General features: G+C 48.5%; 15 protein-coding genes. 5 read left to right on the top strand and 10 right to left on the bottom strand.

Annotation, left to right across the window (positions count from 1 at the left end; translation table 11 throughout):
- Positions 1 to 25 precede the first annotated feature (25 nt).
- The 3 genes from Pmgp_RS10570 (at position 26) to Pmgp_RS10560 (ending at position 2,848) form a co-directional block, all read left to right on the top strand.
- Entirely contained in the window at positions 26 to 1,591 is a 1,566-nt protein-coding gene (locus tag Pmgp_RS10570; protein WP_192902891.1) for a DDE-type integrase/transposase/recombinase, read from the top strand.
- A 6-nt stretch (positions 1,592 to 1,597) separates the two neighbouring features.
- Positions 1,598 to 2,395, top strand: coding sequence for an ExeA family protein (locus Pmgp_RS10565; protein ID WP_134213954.1), 798 nt, complete (start codon positions 1,598 to 1,600; stop codon positions 2,393 to 2,395).
- 63 nt (positions 2,396 to 2,458) lie between these two features.
- Entirely contained in the window at positions 2,459 to 2,848 is a 390-nt protein-coding gene (locus Pmgp_RS10560) for a hypothetical protein (protein WP_134213953.1), read from the top strand.
- A 682-nt stretch (positions 2,849 to 3,530) separates the two neighbouring features.
- Here Pmgp_RS10560 and Pmgp_RS10555 read toward each other — a convergent pair.
- The 7 genes from Pmgp_RS10555 to Pmgp_RS10525 form a co-directional block, all read right to left on the bottom strand.
- Positions 3,531 to 4,061, bottom strand: coding sequence for a hypothetical protein (locus Pmgp_RS10555; protein WP_134213952.1), 531 nt, complete (start codon positions 4,059 to 4,061; stop codon positions 3,531 to 3,533).
- Positions 4,039 to 4,272, bottom strand: coding sequence for a transposase (locus Pmgp_RS10550; protein WP_192902890.1), 234 nt, complete (start codon positions 4,270 to 4,272; stop codon positions 4,039 to 4,041). Before Pmgp_RS10550 ends, Pmgp_RS10555 begins: the two co-directional genes overlap by 23 nt.
- Before the next feature lie 289 nt (positions 4,273 to 4,561).
- Positions 4,562 to 5,563: a hypothetical protein gene (locus Pmgp_RS10545; RefSeq protein ID WP_134213950.1), complete on the bottom strand. Its 1,002-nt coding sequence runs from the start codon at positions 5,561 to 5,563 to the stop codon at positions 4,562 to 4,564.
- Between the two features lie 188 nt (positions 5,564 to 5,751).
- Complete coding sequence (locus Pmgp_RS10540) at positions 5,752 to 6,078, bottom strand: type II toxin-antitoxin system RelE/ParE family toxin (protein ID WP_134213949.1); 327 nt, start codon at positions 6,076 to 6,078, stop codon at positions 5,752 to 5,754.
- Positions 6,071 to 6,331, bottom strand: coding sequence for a type II toxin-antitoxin system prevent-host-death family antitoxin (locus Pmgp_RS10535; RefSeq protein ID WP_282432899.1), 261 nt, complete (start codon positions 6,329 to 6,331; stop codon positions 6,071 to 6,073). The genes Pmgp_RS10540 and Pmgp_RS10535 overlap by 8 nt, the downstream gene beginning before the upstream one ends.
- 122 nt (positions 6,332 to 6,453) lie before the next feature.
- Complete coding sequence (locus tag Pmgp_RS10530; protein WP_134213947.1) at positions 6,454 to 7,146, bottom strand: response regulator transcription factor; 693 nt, start codon at positions 7,144 to 7,146, stop codon at positions 6,454 to 6,456.
- Positions 7,147 to 7,174: 28 nt separating this feature from the next.
- The gene (locus Pmgp_RS10525; protein WP_192902889.1) at positions 7,175 to 8,650 is read right to left on the bottom strand and encodes a sensor histidine kinase; all 1,476 of its coding nucleotides are present in this window, start codon (positions 8,648 to 8,650) and stop codon (positions 7,175 to 7,177) included.
- 218 nt (positions 8,651 to 8,868) lie between these two features.
- Here Pmgp_RS10525 and Pmgp_RS10520 point away from each other — a divergent pair, with 218 nt between their 5' ends.
- Together Pmgp_RS10520 and Pmgp_RS10515 are read left to right on the top strand one after the other, a co-directional pair.
- Entirely contained in the window at positions 8,869 to 9,999 is a 1,131-nt protein-coding gene (locus Pmgp_RS10520) for an efflux RND transporter periplasmic adaptor subunit (protein WP_192902888.1), read from the top strand.
- The gene (locus Pmgp_RS10515) at positions 9,996 to 13,151 is read left to right on the top strand and encodes an efflux RND transporter permease subunit (RefSeq protein ID WP_134213944.1); all 3,156 of its coding nucleotides are present in this window, start codon (positions 9,996 to 9,998) and stop codon (positions 13,149 to 13,151) included. The genes Pmgp_RS10520 and Pmgp_RS10515 overlap by 4 nt, the downstream gene beginning before the upstream one ends.
- Positions 13,152 to 13,312: 161 nt before the next feature.
- Here the strand turns inward: Pmgp_RS10515 and Pmgp_RS10510 are convergent, their stop codons facing one another.
- The 3 genes from Pmgp_RS10510 to Pmgp_RS10500 all read right to left on the bottom strand — a co-directional run bounded on the left by Pmgp_RS10510 (position 13,313) and on the right by Pmgp_RS10500 (position 18,111).
- Positions 13,313 to 14,227, bottom strand: a complete 915-nt coding sequence (locus tag Pmgp_RS10510) for a hypothetical protein (RefSeq protein ID WP_134213943.1) — start codon at positions 14,225 to 14,227, stop codon at positions 13,313 to 13,315.
- 81 nt (positions 14,228 to 14,308) lie between these two features.
- Positions 14,309 to 15,958 (bottom strand): CapA family protein, encoded by a 1,650-nt coding sequence (locus Pmgp_RS10505; protein ID WP_134213942.1) that lies wholly within the window; start codon positions 15,956 to 15,958, stop codon positions 14,309 to 14,311.
- Positions 15,955 to 18,111 (bottom strand): DUF3160 domain-containing protein, encoded by a 2,157-nt coding sequence (locus tag Pmgp_RS10500; RefSeq protein ID WP_134213941.1) that lies wholly within the window; start codon positions 18,109 to 18,111, stop codon positions 15,955 to 15,957. Before Pmgp_RS10500 ends, Pmgp_RS10505 begins: the two co-directional genes overlap by 4 nt.
- Positions 18,112 to 18,279: the final 168 nt, after the last annotated feature.

The raw sequence follows: 18,279 nt of genomic DNA, 5'->3' as shown, positions 1-18,279 counted from the left end.
GTGGACCATGAGGAGGTGGTCCATAATGGACGAACAACAGCGAACGGCTGCAGCCTTACACCGGTACGCCATGATCGATAACCTGGTTGGCGTAGATCTGGCCTGTGGGGAAAAGAGCGCCCTTCTGGAAGAGTTGGCAACAGCACACGGTATATCTGTCTCTACGATTAAGCGTTATTTACGGTATTATGAGGAATCCGGCTTTGACGGGTTATTGCCGAAAACACGTTCTGATGCCGGGGCGTCCCGCGCCATTCCCCCCGAAGCCCTGGAAATGGCCTTCAGGCTGCGCCGGGAACTACCATCCCGCAGCACTCCTACCATTATACGGATGTTGGAGCAGGAACGTGAGGAATGGCGGGGTAACATTCGCCGTTCCACCCTGGACGACCATTTCCGCCGGGCCGGCCTCACCCGCCGGGCCTTGCGGCGGGAGCAAAAAGTACGCCGGAAATTCGGCAAGGTGAGAAGAAACCTGCTATGGGAGGCCGACATCTGCATACCGCAGCTTTGGGTGCGGGATGATCAGGGGCAAAAACACCAGGCGGTAGTGGTGGCGGCCATCGACGACAGCACGCGCCGGATCGTTCACGCGGAATGCTTTATCAGCCAGGAGACCTGGGTGGTAGAAACCACCTTAAAAAAAGCGGTTACCAAACACGGGGCGCCGGCAGCCCTGTACATTGATAACGGCGCCCAGTTTGTTGCCAAACAGATCCGGGAAGCCTGCGCCAGTCTGGGTATCAGGTTTTTAAGGGCAAAAATCCGGGACGCGGCCGGGAAAGGCAAGATAGAGAGATGGTTTAGGACCATGCAAGAAAGCTTTGTCCCCGAGATGCATGCCCTTTCCACTTTACCGACATTATTGGAATTAAACCGGTACTTCTGGGCCTGGGTAGAGGAGCACTACCACCAGGTGGTGCACAGTGAGATTTTTGATACGCCCCTTAACAAGTGGAATTCGGACTCTACCCCCTTACGCATGGTGGACCCCGTTACCCTGGAAGGAGCTTTTCTGTTAAGTGTAGAGCGGACGGTAAGCAATACCTCTCTCATTACGCTATTCGGCCGGGAATTTCTGGTAGACGACCGCCTGGCCGGAACGCGGGTTGAGGTACGCTATCATCCTCGGGACCGTGCTCAGGTACAGATCTGGCAAAAGGGTAAGTTCATCGGAGTCGCCGCTCCCTATGAAGTGCCCGGCAACTCGCCCAAATTGATAAAAAGAGATAATGCGGAAGATGAACCGGATCCCACCGGACTCAACTACCTGCAGCAACTGGACCAAAGCCGCCGGCAAAAACTCCGGCGAAAGGTGAAGGCACTGTCAAAACAGGGTACCCAGCAGGATCATACCCTTTTTACTGAAGCCGGCCTGCTACGTCTACTGGAAAAATACCTGCACCCTCTTTCCCCACAGGAAAAAGAGTGGGCCTATGCAACCTGGAAACAGGCCGGCGGACTCGACTACGGTACAAGCGAGTCCGTATTGAAACGCTTTATCGCTGCCCACGGCCGTGACCGGCACTTAAGTTATTACCTGGAAGCCGTCTTAAGGGCAAACAACCCGCTTGCCGGGAAAGGGAGGTAGATACCCATGTTTGAAAAACACTTCGATTTTACCCAAACACCGTTCGGCAAGGATATTCCCACCAGCGCCCTTTTTTCATCCAGGGCGTACCGGGAACTTACCGAAAAACTCCGGTACGCCGTAGAGCGGGCACAGATGATGTGTCTGACCGGGGACATTGGGGCCGGTAAGTCTACAGCGATCAGGGCGGTGGCGCAACAGCTCTCTTCAGCCCTCTTCAAGTTCATCTACGTGCCCAACCCGGTGATGGCAATAAGGGAAATGTACCGCGACCTTCTAAGAGAACTTCAGATCGACCCGCCGTGGGCCACCAGCGAGGCCAGGCGCCGGCTGCGCGAAACTTTCTGCAGCTTGCGCCAGGAAGGGCAGATACCGGTCCTGGTGATTGATGAAGCCCACTGCCTTTCGCCTTCGGTCCTGGAAGAACTAAGAATGCTGACCAACTTCGAGATGGATGCGTATCCGGTCTTCTCTCTCATTCTGTCGGGACACCCGGAACTTTCCCGCACCCTGGCCCGTAGGGGCAATGAAGCTTTGGCTCAAAGGCTCACTCTGCGCTACCACCTGATCGGGCTGGACCGGGAAGAGACGAAGGCCTATGTGGCCCACCACACAAAACTGGCCGGCGTGGTGCGACCGGTATTTACCGAAGACGCCGTAGTCCATCTGTTCCAGTTCTCCCAGGGAATCCCCAGACGGATTAACGCGCTGGCGCTGCGAGGCTTGGAGATAGCATACCTTCAGGGGGTCCAGACTGTAGATGGTAACATCATGGAATTGGCTACTTCTGAAACAATCTACTAACCAACTTAAAAGACGAGTTTTAGTGCCTAAATAAATAGGCACTATCAGGAGTTGATAAGAAAAATGTTTATCCGCTGGAAAGGGCGGTATGCATATCTGGAGCATCGATATATAGCTGAGGACGGCAAGGTGAAGTCCCGTTCGAGATATCTTGGCCAAAACCACCTGGCGGCGCTAGCGAAGATGTTGGCTGCCGGTGAAATTAGCAAAAATGAGTTTAAAAAATTGGCAGGCTATGTAACGGAAGGAATATTAAACCTCACAAAAGACAGGGGTTTGGGTATAGGTAACGATATCTTCAGGTTGTTTGAAAATCATAAAATCGGCATATTTTTCAATGACAGGTGGCTGTCTGGTGTAGTGGCTAAAGACGAATACGGCTGGCGCCTCAAAGATGACGGTGGTAACATAGTTGGTTTGTGTCCTGGTATAAGGGCAAGGCAACTTTTCTGAAATTAAATTGTGCTGTTTATAGCGTCTAAAGGATTAGGCACTATACTGACGAATATAGGTTTAAAACTTCAATATGTGCCTTCTGTAAAAAATTATAATTTGCAACCTATGGAACTGGAATTAAATACCTTGTATTATTAAGTAAGACTACCAAAGGTAGTTATTCTCTATGATATGCTTATTTATCTCCGTTTGTTTGGCCCATGTAATCTTGTCTTTTTGTAGTCATTTATCTCTGGTAGACTTGGTTCAAATATCGTCAGCGGCAACATCATAAAACACCTCCATTGTTTTTTACATTTCAAAGCTTTAACCGGTTAAAAACCCTTATATTATATATAGACTTTAAGAACCGGCAAATGGTTTTACAATATTAACAGAGTCCTTAACAGAGTCCGTTAACAGAGTCCGGGAGGGTTATGCAAAAAGGCTCAACCCCAGGCAACACCTGGCTGTTGAGCCCAAACAATTTCCGGACAAGGGCGGACAAGGGGGACAGGTTCATTGTCATCTAAGTCTGACCTTATTACAGTATCCAATTATAGCTTTTTAGGAACTCAAAAGCCGGCTTATCCTAAGATTGAATTATGAGTTTCTCATTCAATGAGATAAATAGCTAAAAAATATGGCGGAGCTCGTAGCTCCACCAACTTATCTTTTTAATGTTAGAATATATAATTTCTTATCTATATGCAAAACTAAAAAGAACTTCACCCAAATCAGCATCAATTACAACATTATATTCATGGAATATTGGAGCTTGCATCCCTTCAGGTGCTTTGCCAACTCTAGTTATTCCTTTAAAACTTACGATATAGCATGGAGCTTTTTCCAAAAAACCATCTTTTGATAGATATTTGTTGTTATTCTTTGTACTATCACTAAAAGCATTAAAGGCAGTGTTTGTAAGTTGATAGTATTCTACAACAACATCTGTGGCTTGACTGGCATAATCTGGTCTATATTTAGAAGCCAATTCGACAGCTTGCTCAGGATTAATTTTAGTACTTATTGAAGCGTTTTCTAACTTGTTGCCAGCCTTTTCAAGCGCTTTTAAATCATGGGTGGTTTTCTTGATATCTGAAACAAACTGATATTTAATATTATTTACTGAGTTTTGTTTTGCATATACTACATATGAAAAAACAAGTATTAATCCTACTGTTAGAATACCTAACAATAAAATTTTATTAAATAAACTGCTCTTTTTCATAGATATTTCCTCCTCGTATCAATACATGTACGTGGTTGCTCATCAAGCAATAGGCATATACCTCAAACTGCTTTCCCAATTTTTTCTGTTCCAGTATTTCCAGGAAGCGTTGAAAATCATCCTCATCATAGAAGATATCCTGTCGGTTGACTCCTCTTAATACTACGTGGTAAATACCACTTTCACAGCGTTCCCTCGCTTGTCTTACCACTAATAACCACATCCGTTATTTTTGACCATTATATCACAAAATAACAAGGGAAGCAAAAAGAACGTCCCCTTGCTTCCCCCTTGCTTCCCCTTGCTTCCCCCTTGCTTCCCCTTGCTTCCCCACTTGCTTCCACCAGCATCTTTCACCACATCGCCGGCTTCCTGCCCGAACCCCGTGTTCCAGTAAACCGACCCGACCATAAACATCTGGTTCCAGTGAGAAGTGGTTTATAGGCCAGCGATATCTGTTTGCACCTTCAATCTTCCCGTTTTTAGGCTCTCTTTGAATTTTAAGGAAGCTCTACAAAAAGCTTAATCTCTTTTACAATTCCCTTTTCAACTTCAAACGTTATATACTTATATTTTTCCTGCATGCTGACCCTGTAAGCGCAGTTATTCGCGTCAGCCCTTCCGTCCGGAACTATTTTGATATCGCTGTAAGCCTTTTTCAACTCGGTAAGAGTGGATCCGACAGTAATTCCCCTGGGCGTCTGCAGCTTTGAGCTTGTTAAATCCACGCTCATGAGCCAGAACTCTTTTCCGTTATCTTTCGGTGAAAACAGCTTTACAACTAGGCCTTCATATTTCAGTGTTTTTATGTGAGAGCCTGAGAATGTATCGGCTCCGCTTCCCAACACCTCGTTGGTTTCTGAAATCGGCTTGCCAAGAACAGCGCTTAAATCCGCTTCGTTATACCAGCTTTTCAAAGATATCGCTCGCTTGTCAGCCATAAAAGAATACTCGTCAATCCCATTTATGTCTTGATGTCCGCCTGCGACTGCAATTTCCCCGTCATTGGCTTTTTTTATCGTGAAGCTCTCGACGATCGCATCGAACTCTTTTTCCAGGGTCCTGAAATTCTGTCTCATTTTTTCAGAGGCGTCCATTGGAACCTGAACATCAGTGGCATGGGCACAGCCAAAATGAAAGCTGCCGGATTCCCCCAGGTACCTGAAACCATACATATCCTCCAGCTCTTTTAAGTTTTCCCGCGAGAATTCTTTTTTGTCATAGGTTTCAATTCTTCCGACCACGCCAAAGACCTGTTCGGGATGCTTTGCCTGGACCTCTTTATCAACAAAATAAATAAAGTTCCCATCTTCCCTTATATCAACTCTCTTTGCAAACTCGCCGGGCAAGTTTAAAGAAAAACCATATTTTTCATTTTCATAGACAACGTCCTGGTTGGTTTTGACATTACATGCGCCAAGCAAAAAAGCGCAAATTATTACTGTTGTTGACAATATAATTGACAATAAAATCGAAGATCTCTTCTTTAAATCATGACTCATAACTGCCCGCCAGCCTTTTATAATAAATTGGGACTAAGGAACGGGACTGGGACGCGTCATAACCGTTCTTTTACTTCATTTCTACCCAACCGGTGTGCTGTCGGCGGCCCAAGTTCAAGGCTTTCACCAACCTCTCTGCCTGACTGCTCACTGCTATTCCACAATGTATAAATATACAATTACTTTTTCTATACTTCGTCTGAGATACCGAATAGGGATTGCAGCCAGTTTTGTCGTCCGTGCAGCACTCTGGCGATTACAATGCGATCCTCCAACACCCGGTAGAATACAATGTACGGGTTAATTACAATATGCCTGTAACCACGCTGAGCACCAGGTGCTTCTTCTGCGGGAATGACCGGCCCCATTTCTGGAGAGTCTGACAGCTTCTTGATACCATTATATATGCGCAGCCTCAATTTCTCGGCTGTTTGCTGGCTATCCTGAAAAATATAGACAAACATGCTGTCAATGTCGTAATAGGCAGCTTCGGATAGTACTTTTCTCTTACGCATTGTCTATCCTCTTTTTTATCGCTGCAAACACATCCTCAAAATCCCGCATAGGCGTACCTGCGGCGATTTCGCGGTCAACCTCCGACAACATCTGCCCCAACCGTTGGCGCGCCATCATCTTCTGATAGGCCTCGCAGCTCATTACCACCAGATCGGCTTCGCCGTTCTTAGTCACAATAACAGGCGCCTGTGTTTCATGGCACATTTTTGAAAATGAATTATAGTCGTGCCGAATTGCAGTAGAAGGCTTAATATTTGTAATGATATTATCTTACTGGCTCATATTTTCCACCTCTTCAGCCACTATTATGTCAATATTATAGCATATCTATTTACAGAATAAACAACTTAATGAAGCCTTCCCACTGACACTTCTTAATTATTAAAGCGGTAACCCCTGCCCCAGATGGTTTCTATGTACTCGGGATTGGAAGTGTCTGATTCTATTTTTTCACGGATCCGCCGGATGTGGACGGATACTGTCGCAATCTCGCCTAAAGTATCCACGCCCCAGATCCTTTCAAAAATCTGTTCTTTACTGAACACCCGGTCGGGGTTCTCCGCCAGAAACACCAGCAGATCAAACTCCTTGGCGGTAAACTGGATTTCCCGGCCGTTCAGGTAAACACGCCGGGACCTCTTATTGATTACCAGCCCTTTTATTTTCAATTCCTCGTTATGGTCAAAAGTTTTATGGTCAACCAGCCGGTTATAACGGGCCAGATGGGATTTGATTCTTGCCACCAGTTCCGCGGGGCTGAAAGGCTTGGTCATATAATCGTCAGCGCCCAGCCCCAACCCTCTGATTTTATCAATATCCTCTTTTTTGGCCGAGACAAAAATTATGGGCACATTGCTCCTGCCGCGTATGGTCCGGCAGATTTCAAAACCATCTATTTCAGGCAGCATGACATCCAGGATGATGATAGCGTAGTCTCCTTGCAGGGCGCGCTGCAGACCTGTCCGGCCATTCAGCTCAATATCTGTTTCAAAACCGTCAATCTCCAGATAATCTCTTTCCAACTCCGCTATAGATTGCTCGTCTTCAATGATTAACACCTTTTTCATGCCGTCCCCTCCCTTGTAAACACATTTTCTAGTTTTGGTAGGCCACAAAATAGTCAACTTTTTTTAAGGTGAAAAAAATACTGGTTCCCCACCCCTCGGTGCTTTCGGCCCAAATCCTACCCTGGTGGGCTTCAATAATCTCCCTGGCAATGGAAAGCCCGATGCCGCTGCCCCCGGTGGTCCGGTTTCTGGCGCAGTCCACCCGGAAAAACCGGTCAAAAATAAAAGGGAGTTTATCCGCCGGAATGCCGCAGCCGTTATCACTAATTTCAATCAGTGCTTCCTCTTTTTCTTCCCGCAATACTATTTTTATTTCCTTTTCCCGCTTGTTCAAATGTCTTTTGGCATTTTCCATAATATTATGGATAACTCTAACCAGCCTTTGCCGGTCGGCCATTATTAAATCATTGCTTTCATAATAGGATTCATAGTTAAGGGAAATATTTTCCACATTTAAAGTAAAATTCAATTCTTCTCCGGCATCCTCGAGGTATTTCTTAATGTCTACACATTCAAAGGAAAAAGGCAGCTGTTTGATGTCCAGTTTGGAAAAAAGGAACAAATCGTTGGTCAGCCGCTCCATTTCCACGGCATTGGTCAAGATTGTGCGGAGATATTTATCCATTTTGGCCGGATTATTGGCCACCCCGTCAATAATGCCCTGTACGTAGCCTTTAATTGCAGTGATTGGCGTTTTAAGGTCGTGTGATATATTTGACACCAGTTCTTTTCTGCTGTTTTCATACTGTGCGTTAAGCGCCTGTGACTGCTTCAGCTTTAACCTCATTTCTTCAAAGGCTTGATACAGATCCCCTATCTCGTTCTTTACCGGGTAGCTGATGGGATAATCCAGGTTGCCATTTTGAATTTCCTTGGCAGCTTTTTTAACGGAATCCAAAGGTTCAATCAGGCTTTTGGACAACCGGTAGGTTAAAAAACTGTTGGTTAAAAAAATGCATATGATGAAAATTAAAAATACCCACTTCACATAGCCGGTGTGATCCGGCGGAGTATCCCAGGGAGCGGTCCTGTTCATAAAAAGGTAGATCAGGCCTGGTGTTTCGTCACTATAGGTAAAGGCCCGGCATTTTACTATATAGTCTTTGGTGGTTGCTGACACCCACCTGCCGGTAATATCCTGCTGCAGAAATTTTGACAGGTAAGGTTTGAGCTTTTCCGCGTTGACCGAAACTGAATTATACTTAAACTCGCCGTTGTATTGTATCAGGACGCCCATATCAAAAGAAGAAATCTTATCATTCAGATATGTAAGGTAAAATGAATTTTTGAGATTATCCGGTTGATTGACCAGGGTATTCTCCAACTCATTAAGAAAATCCATATGCTCCTTAAGTTTTTCCTCCTGGGCAGTTTCTATTATCTGAAGCTGGTGATCTTGTTCATAATTAATCAAGATCAGTCTAGCCGACAAAACCGCCAGGAGCAGCGGGACAATAATCATGATGATGTAGGAGGCCCAAATTTTTGATCTTAAGGACATCATTTTACCTCGCCCGGACATTAGAAAAATGTTCTCTTTATTCATTATAAATCCTAAATATAAATAACTTTAAAACTGTTTTTTAAATTTTTATAACATTAGGCCTGTATATTTTAATTTTTTTTTAAATTTTGTTTAAAAAATATTTCTATTTGTTTTAGAGGCAGTTTATGTTCGTTTTTTATAATGTTTATGATGGGAAAATGAAGGGAGACAGGAAAGTGAAACGATTAACGGTTTTGCTGTTGTTTTTTTTGTTGGCCTCTCTTTTGAGCGGGTGCGGGGGTAAAAAACCAGCCGGCAGTGAAAGCTCTGCCACTGCTGTTGAGGTTGTAACTGTTACCAAGACGGACATGAACAAATTTTTTAACACCTCCGGCAAGATTGAAGCAGCGGGGAAAGCAACCATAGCTCCTAAAGTTACAGGCCGTGTCGCCGCTGTCAACGTTAAACTGGGTGACCAGGTGGAAAAGGGGCAGGTCCTTTTTCAGATCGAAGCCAAGGATGCCTATAACCAGCTGACTCAGTCGAGAGCCACCCTGGGCATGTCCCAGGTGAGCTATGACACGGCAGTCCAGGCTTTAAAAGATGCCCAGTCCAATTATGACCGCTATAAAGCCCTTTTTGAAAGCGGTGCTGTGTCAAACAACGATTTGGAACAGGCGGAAACCAAGCTGGTCAATGCCCAGCTCAGCCTGGAACAGTGCCGGCAGCAAATGAATAAAGACCAGGCCACCCTGGACATAGCGCAGGACAATTATTACGACTATTCGGTTACCGCGCCGATTGCCGGACTGGTCGGCGAGGTCAATGTGGAGAACGGCGAAATGGTGAACAGCCAGAAAGATGCCGCCGTCATCGTCAATATCGACACGGTCAAAGTGGAGGCTTCCGTACCGGAAAGTGTGGTGAACACCATTAAGCCCGGCAGCAAGGTTACGGTGACCATTGCTTCCCTGAATAAATCCGTGGAAGGGACAGTGACCGCGGTAGCACCAAAAACGGACGCCACCACCATGGGTTACCCTGTGGAAGTCACCATTGCCAACCCGGACGGGGAAATCAAGCCGGGTATGACCGTAAAAATTGACCTCTTCACAGGGGCCTTGCAAAAAATCATTGCTGTTCCGGTGGACGCTGTTATCGAACAGGATGGGCAGCATATTGTCTATATCGTGGAAGACGGTAAAGCCAAAGAGGTTTATGTTGAAACAGGTGTGTCTAATGACTCCCGGATCGAAATCACTAAGGGTTTGGAAGAAGGGCAAAGCGTCATCGTCCAGGGCAACCGGCTGCTCTCCGACGGACAGCAGGTGAAGGCGGTCACTAGGCAGGAGGGTGGTTCCAAGTGAAAATAGCCGATTTCTCTGTAGAGCGGCCGGTAGCCATCTCGATGCTCATTGCCGCTATTATTTTCATAGGCCTTTACTCCCTGCCCAACCTGGGTGTAGCCCTGATGCCCAATATGAGTATACCGATGGCTATCATCAGCACCAGCTATCAGGGAGCGGCACCGGCTGAAGTAGAAAAATTAGTCACCAAGCCCATAGAATCCGCCGTAAGTTCGGTCAGCGGCGTTAAAAAGATCAGCTCCACCTCTTCCAACGGCAACTCAATGGTAATGGTGCAGTTTAATTACGGGGTCAAGGTTGACGACAAAGTAAACGACCTGCGGGACAAAATTGATTCAGTGAGAAATTCCCTGCCTGATGACGCCGGCAGTCCCAGGATTATGAAAATGGACCCTAACTCACGGTCCATTATGACCTACTCTCTTTCAGGAGCCAGCCTCACCAAGATGAAAGAGGTCGCGGAGGATACGATCCAGCCGGCCCTGGAGCGGATTGAGGGAGTAAGTTCTGTTACAATCAGCGGCGGTAAGGAGCGGGAGATCCAGGTAAGGCTTAATCAAACCAAAATGGACGCCTACGGCCTGAGCATACAGCAGGTTGCACAGGCCATCTCCAGTGATGATATTACCGGCACAGCGGGCACTCTGGTCAAAGGATCCTATGAAATCAGCATCAGGGTCATGAACCAATTCGACAACCTGGATGTTATCAAGAATGTACAGATCAGTGTTCCCGGCTCCTCGAAAAACCATATCCCCCTCTCGGACATCGCCGACGTGCGGGATGGTTTTAAAGAAGACAGCACCCTGACTTTCGTGGACGGCAGTGAGTCACTCAGCCTCGGCGTAATGAAAACATCTGACGGCAACACAGTGCAGGTTGCTGAGAATGTGCGTAAAGCAGTCGCCGGTTTAAGTAAAACTCTGCCTGCCGGTATAAAGATGGATATTGTCAGCGACACTTCCACCACCATCAATGACACCATTGAAAGTGTTGAAGAACACGGACTCCTCGGCGGTCTCCTGGCGGTAATCATTTTGTTTTTGTTCCTGCGCAGCGCCCGCAGCACCGCTGTTGTGGCCATCACTCTGCCGGTCGCCCTGATCGGCACCTTTTCCGCCATGTATTTTTCCGGTATAACCATTAACATGCTGTCCCTGGGCGGCTTGATGCTGGGCCTCGGCTCGCTTGTCGACTTCGCCATTGTAGTACTGGAAAGCATCTACAGAAAGAGGCAGGAAGGGCTTGACATTGTCAACGCGGCCAAAGTGGGGACGTCTGAGGTAGGGACCGCCGTAATGGCTTCGGCAGCTTCCCAGATCGTGGTCTTTATGCCGGTTGTCTTTGTCAGCGGCATCGCCAGCATGATTTTCAGACCCCTGGCTCTTACCGTCAGCTTCTCTCATGCCTGCGCTCTCTTTGCCGCCCTGACGCTGGTCCCCATGATGGCCTCCAGAATGTTGAAAACTGTTCCGGCGCCGGAAAAGTTTGAGTATAAAAAAGGCACGAAAAATCCGGTGACAATTTTCGGTTACGGGCTGCAAAAGCTTACCGCGCTGTATAAAAGCACTCTCAACTGGGCTCTAGGTCACCGTAAAAAAGTGGTGCTAGGCACCGTGCTGCTGTTCTGCTTAAGCCTGTGCTGCATCCCGCTGATTGGCATGGAGTTCATGTCTTCAATGGATGAAAGAGGGGTTAACATATCCATCGAAATGCCCACGGGGACAAAGCTGGAGGCAACCCACGCCAAGGCGGATGAGGTTGACGAGCTGGCCCGGAAGGCCCTGGAAGGCGGTATCAAAAAAGACTATGTCAAGGTCGGCGGCGGCGGCAGGTCCTTTTTGGGCATTTCCGAAAGCAACCAGGCCAGCATTGAGTACAAGCTCAAAAACGCGGAGGAATATGACCTGACGGCCGATGAAGCGGCGGAAAAAGTGCGTGTGGCTTTAAGTGATGTGGCCGGGGCCACTCTTACCGTGACTGTCGAAAGCGGCGCCATGGGCATGTCCAGCAGTGCGGTCGATGTGATTATCCGGGGTAATGACCTGGATGTCCTTACCGATCTGGGGAATGAGGCGGTGGACATCATCAAAGGGGTCTCGGGCACCAGGAACGTAGCGAGTTCGTTGTCCAGCAACACCCAGGCACAGGTCGTGGATGACCGTGAAAAGGCGGCGCAATACGGGCTTTCTGTAAGCCAGGTTCTTTCAGTGATTAAAACCGCCTTCGGAGGATCGACGGTAGGCAGCCTGCATACCGGGGATACCACAGTAGATATCACTATGAAGTTAGCCAGTGATTTCACTAAATCGGAGAGCAACCTTGCCAGCCTGCTGCTGGTCTCCTCTAACGGAGCGAAGGTACCGGTAAGCAGTTTGGCCAGCATAACCATAAAGAATTCGCCCAAAGAGATCAGCCGCTCCAACCAAAACCGGGAAGTGGAAATTACCGCTGATGTTTCCGGCGTAGCATCCGGTACTGTTAATACAGAGGTGCAGCAAAAACTGGCGCAAATGTCGCTGCCCCAGGGTTATACCATCGACTTCAGCGGCGAGCGGCAGAATATGAGTGAATCATTCAGTTCTCTGGGTATGGCGCTGATCCTGGCAATTGTGCTGGTCTTCATGGTGATGGCGGCCCAGTTTGAATCTTTGTTCCAGCCTTTCATTATCATGTTTTCCCTGCCTCCCACCTTTATCGGCGCTGTGATCGGGCTGGGGCTCACCGGAACCCGTCTGAGCGTTATGAGTTTGATCGGGGCGATTATGCTGGTGGGCATCGTCCTCAATAACGCTATCGTGCTGGTTGACTATATCAATACTCTACGAAAGCGGGGGGTTGAGCGCGACGAAGCGATCAAGCAGGCGGGACCGATCCGCCTGCGGCCGATCCTGATGACAACCCTGTGTACAGTGTTGGCCTTAATGCCTATGGCTCTTGGGGGCGGTTCCGGCAACGAAATGATGAAGCCTATGGCCATTGTCATCGCCTTTGGCTTATCTTTCTCCACTCTGATCACCCTGGTCCTGGTGCCTGTGGTATACGCCTCTTTCGACGACCTGGGTAAGAGGTTGAACAAACGATTTGCCAGCAGGTGGGAGAAAATTAAGAAGATTTTTGTCAAATGGAGCCATAACCCAGCCAACCAGTAACGCTGGTCAGCCAGCAATTATTCTTGCAAACGTTATAAAGTGCTCATATTCAACCCTGAATTTGAGCACTTTTATTAGAACATATGCCTTTGCCTCCTCAGCCCCAGGGTCGCCGTCGGGACCAACAAGCACATCATATAATTTGTAGTAAGTTATCTTAATTAATCATGGAACACTGATGGTTCCTGCATAACCGGTTCTTTCATTGACTCCCTGTAAGTTAGCAGGGCATAAACCAGCAAACCGGCAAGAACCACTTTATGAAACGCTGTGATGTAGTTAAAGATAATCTGGCTAAAAATAAAACAAGCAGGTGGATTGCTATCCGAGAACCGGTAAATAAAAAAGCTCAGGAAAACATTGAAATAAGAAAAAGCTGTAACAACTAAAGGGATTATATAAACAGCGACGAGGTATTTAAAAAGATTGTTTTTGTAGATACGCAGCAGGGCCAGACTAAGGAGCAGGCCGAGCAGTTCCGCCGGCAGCCAGACGGCGTTAAAAACTGAAATTATTATGTCGGTGATACTGCCGGAGAAAGAACTTAGCATAAGAGATACGTGCAAAAGCAGCGGGACACCGATAATCATATAACAGAATAGCCTGTTATTCCCCGCGGACGGGATAAGATCATAAAACCTTTTAATAAGAGGCACCTCTTCGGCCTGTTCCCAACCCTCCCTGTAATGCAAGAGCGCGTATAAGGCCAGCAATATTCCGGCCAGCCCGATAATTGTACTTATTATGCCTATAGAAGCCCCGAGTGCCTGATAGTAAGATTCTTCAAAATGATAAATGAATCTCCCAATAAGTGTGAACCGTAATTCCCTTAATCCTTCCACGGCCACACCCAAGACCAGGACTATGCCCTGAAACTTAAAAAAGGGGTTATGGAGCGCACGGTAGAGCCGGACGCATACAAAGATAGCCAGCAGTTCCAAAGGAACGAGAATATGAGTAACTGCCCCTACAAAAATAATGTTTACATAGTTCCATAATTTCATTTCAGTCAAAACTATGGACAAAAAAACAATTATCAGAATGATAAAGATTACCACTTTTTGTTTTTGATCCAAGTACGGTTCAACTCCTTGCCAATGCCACTACATCAACCATGAGGTGGTTAATATACTTATTATTGTTGAAAATTTCTAAGATCACGTATCCTGAGGTTCGCCGTAAGCAATCTTACTAAAACCCCAGCCGTTCCATTTCCAGACGGCGGGCTCTCTCCGCCCGGGATCGGCATAATCGCCTTCCGTGACAACCAGCTCGTTTTTGCCGTCGCCATCCAGGTCTGCCAGAGCCGCCTCATAGTTTGGCCGGTCCAGGTTGGACGACTGCCAAACCGGCTTAATAACACCACCGGCCAGCTTAAAGATGAAAAGGTGGTTTTTGATATTCATGTCTTCCTGTGTAACCCAGAAGGGCTTATGATGGCCGTAACTGCCGGACTTCCAGATCAGCAGGTTCAGCTCCGGAACACCGTCGTTGTTGGCGTCGCCCAGGAAAAAATCATCCACCCACCATTCGTCCGGCGACTGCCAAACTGTCTGCGTGCCGGCAGCCACCATTAATTTACCGTCCCGCAGCGCAAAATCTTCACAGGCGCCGTCCTGGTCCAGGTCAAAATGCCGGTTTTTAATCAGCCTTGACTTTACTTTAGGATCATTGGCATAAAAAGTGTACCTCGTACTTTCCTTGAAAACACGGCTTTCCGGGTCCCAGGCCGGGTAAGCCTCCCCAGCAGTCTGCAGCCCGAGTTTCTTTATTACCTTAGCGGCATCTTCACCCTCCAGGGGCTGCGGCTGGTCCTGGTCATTAATGAAAACGGGCATAAACTCCATCCTCTCCACACCGCCGGCGGCAATGAATATTTTTACCGCCAGACCAACACGGGTAGCCCGGAACCACTTCTGATCGAAGATGAAATTACCCAGGCTGTAAATAATGTATTTTCCTTTGTATTGCTCTATCTTTTGCACAACGTGGGGGTGGTGGCCCAGAACAAGGTCCGCGCCGGCGTCAACCGCCAGGCGGGCAAACTGTGTTTGAGCAAGGTCCGGTTCACTCTCGTATTCCCTGCCGGCGTGGATGGAAACCACCACGAAGTCAGCCTTCCTCCTGGCGTCCTGCACGGCCGCCCTCACCTTTTCCTGCTCCAGGAAGGCGATACCGGGCTGTTCAACACCAGCCAGGTAAGCATCCGGGACAATGGCCGGGTCGGTAAAGGCCAGGAAGGCCAGTTTCAGGCCGTTTACTTCGCTAAATGCGGCGGCAAAAGCTTCTTCCTCGTTTTCTCCCGCGCCGGCATGCCCAATACCCGCTTCATCCAAATATCGAAGGGTGTCCAGCAACCCTTCGGACCCAAAATCAGCCAAATGGTTATTAGCCAGGGAAAGGACGCTGAAACCGGCCTCTTGCAGGGCTTGTGCCGAGCCGGGGTCGGCGCGCAGGGTCATCTCCGGCATCATGATTTCCCTGCCCGGCGTGATCGGGTTCTCCAGGTTGCCAAAAACAATGTCACCGCTTTTCAGGTAGTATTTAATTATTGCAAAAGGATGGAGCGGGTCGCCCCCCTGTTTTTTGATTTCCCCGGCCACGCCCCGCGAGAGCATGATGTCCCCGACGGCAACCAGGCAGACAGGCTCCTGCCTGGCCGGCAGCTTCATCTTCTTCGCCCTGAAAGCGGCGAAGTCACCTTCAGGCGAGCCGCTGCCCGGAGTTCCCGGCAGTAGATTTTTAATCAGCAGACATCCCGTGCAGACAATTACTATGACCAGAGCGAGTAATAAGAGCTTTTTCATTTTACCGGGGCGATAAAGGCATCAGTCCAGCCTGGCAGCGCGGGCGTCTGCCCGGTGTTCACCATCTTGTGCCACCTGGTGTCTGTCAGCCGGTCATTAAGCGGCCAGGGGAATTCATAATAGGAATACACGCCGCCAACAGCTATCCTTAATTTACCGTCCACCGGGACCACAGCAAAGATCTCGAATACGTTGCCTGTCGCTTCTTCCAGCACCTGCCCGCCGCTGGGATAGTTGGCCACGTCAGCCACCAGGGCGGCCGGCCGGTCATAAATAGCGGAGCGGTGGTCAATGCCCTCGTCCCGCAGGGCATCCAGCCAGAAGTGCTCCAGTTGAACTCCGTAGGAGCGGATGAACTCAAATTCCTCAACTGTTAAAGGAGTATTGGTCAATTCTTTCTCTGAGATAGTTTTCAGAGTCAGGACCATTGTCTTCATTCTGTCCAGGCTGGCCTGGTCACGCTCGTTGATCAGGCCGCGGCTCCGCAGGCCGTCCCCGGTCATTTTCACCAGTGAAGCCATGCGGGCGTAAAGATAGGGGTTGGGCTCCACATAACCCCGGTCGTCAATTTTTTCGTCGCCGCCGCCTGCCTCGGCATAAACAGGCTTGACGTAAAGAATGGTGTCATGTTTCAACTCCGTCCAACTGCCCAGGTAGGTGTTGAGCTCCTTTCTGGCCCAGGCCTGGTTGCGCATAAAGGAAGGGTACCCCTCAGGTTTTTCCCAGGTCAGGGGCAGCAGCGCATAAAGCCAGTTCCAGTAGATGTTTTCGGTCCAGGTCTCTTTACTTAGACCGGCCAGGGTGCTCTTGATCCTGGCCATATTCTCCTGGTAACCCCGGTAACCGGTGTCCCCCAGGGACTGCGAGATTTTAGACGCTTCCGCGGAACCCATGGCGGAGGGGATGTCCATACCCCTGGGCAGCATCCTCATTTCACCCTGGCTGTTCTCTTTTACCTCGGGGTAAATCAGCCGCTGAAATACAGAAGAGTCCACGGTAAACCGCTGCCCCATGAAACGATAACCTTTAGACTGTTGATCCCGCTCGGTGGGTGAGGTTCCGTTCAGAACAGGCATGGAATTTACTGCCGGCGGCTCCAGAGCTCCGGCAGCCTCCATGAAGGCATGCCATTTGTCCGGGCTGGAAACCAGAGTCTGGGGATCGGCGCCGGCGCCATAAATCCTGTCAATCAGTTCTTTATACTGGCTGTATGAAATATCATCGCTTTTCCCGACAAAAAAGCTGGTGGCCGCATAGATCTTTTCCCATTTTTGCTGGCTATCACTATTGTCCAAAGCCAGGGTGATCAGGGCGGCTGACCTGGTTTCATCATCGTTTTTGACTCGGAAAGTCAACCTGCCGTACCACATCATTGATTTAAAATAGGACTTGAGCAAATCGGTCCTGTCGTAGTGACCTCTCGGCAGGTATTGTGAGTAATCCTCCTGGAGCGGATTGCCACCTGCGCCGGAGCTCATCAGCGGTGAAACCGCGATGCCCTGGTGCTTTTCAATTAGGGCCAGCTCATTTTCCACCTCATCCCTGACCAGATTGGGGACGGCGACACCCGGATCCATCAGTTTGGCGGCCACGGCAAAAAAGCCGGCATTCCTCCTGGCGGCGTTCTCCCAGTTAGTGCCCTTCACACTTTCATACTGCCTCAGGGCCTGTTCAAGCATAGCTTTGTTAAGTTCTTTCAGCTCCGGGGCCAGCTTTTCTGATTCCACCACTCTCAGCAGGTGGTCAAAAAACAGGTGGTAGTTGTGCAGCACCGAATCGGTTGTAACAAACAGCGGCGCCGGTTGATACCGGTATTCCTCGTAGAGTGAAAAAAACTCTTTCCCGTATTTATTGGGGACCACCACAAAGCCGTTTTCGACCAGGAGGTTTATGGCCGCCGGGGAAAGCTGAAACATATCTTTGTTGGTGATGTTGCCCAGGTCGCGGTCAGCTTGATAAGGTTTAACGGCCGGAGTGATGTTTACCGGGAACTCCTCATATGCTGCAAATTTGGAACTTGTAAGCGCCGCCGGTTGAGCGGCCTGCCCTACCTCCTTTTTATCATCCGGCCCGGACTGGCTGGAACAGCCGCTCAGCGCGGCCAGGCACAGGAGCAGACCTAAAACGTTTAAAACCAACAGAGTTTTTTTCATTTAACGCACCTCACCAGTCAATTTTCTTTACATTTTATTTTGGCGCCCAGTCATCCCGGATGGCACATAATCCGTCTTCACAGATAAAAAATCAATTTTTGAATCAGGGAAATCACATTGAGAATTCTTTAATAAACACCATCAAAGCAACCGGGCTGTTTGAATAGA

It is taken from the genome of Pelotomaculum propionicicum (assembly GCF_004369225.1).
GTDB classification, from domain to species: domain Bacteria; phylum Bacillota; class Desulfotomaculia; order Desulfotomaculales; family Pelotomaculaceae; genus Pelotomaculum_B; species Pelotomaculum_B propionicicum.
The sequence above is the reverse complement of the archived record's forward strand: the minus strand, read 5'-3'. Positions and strand labels throughout refer to the sequence as shown.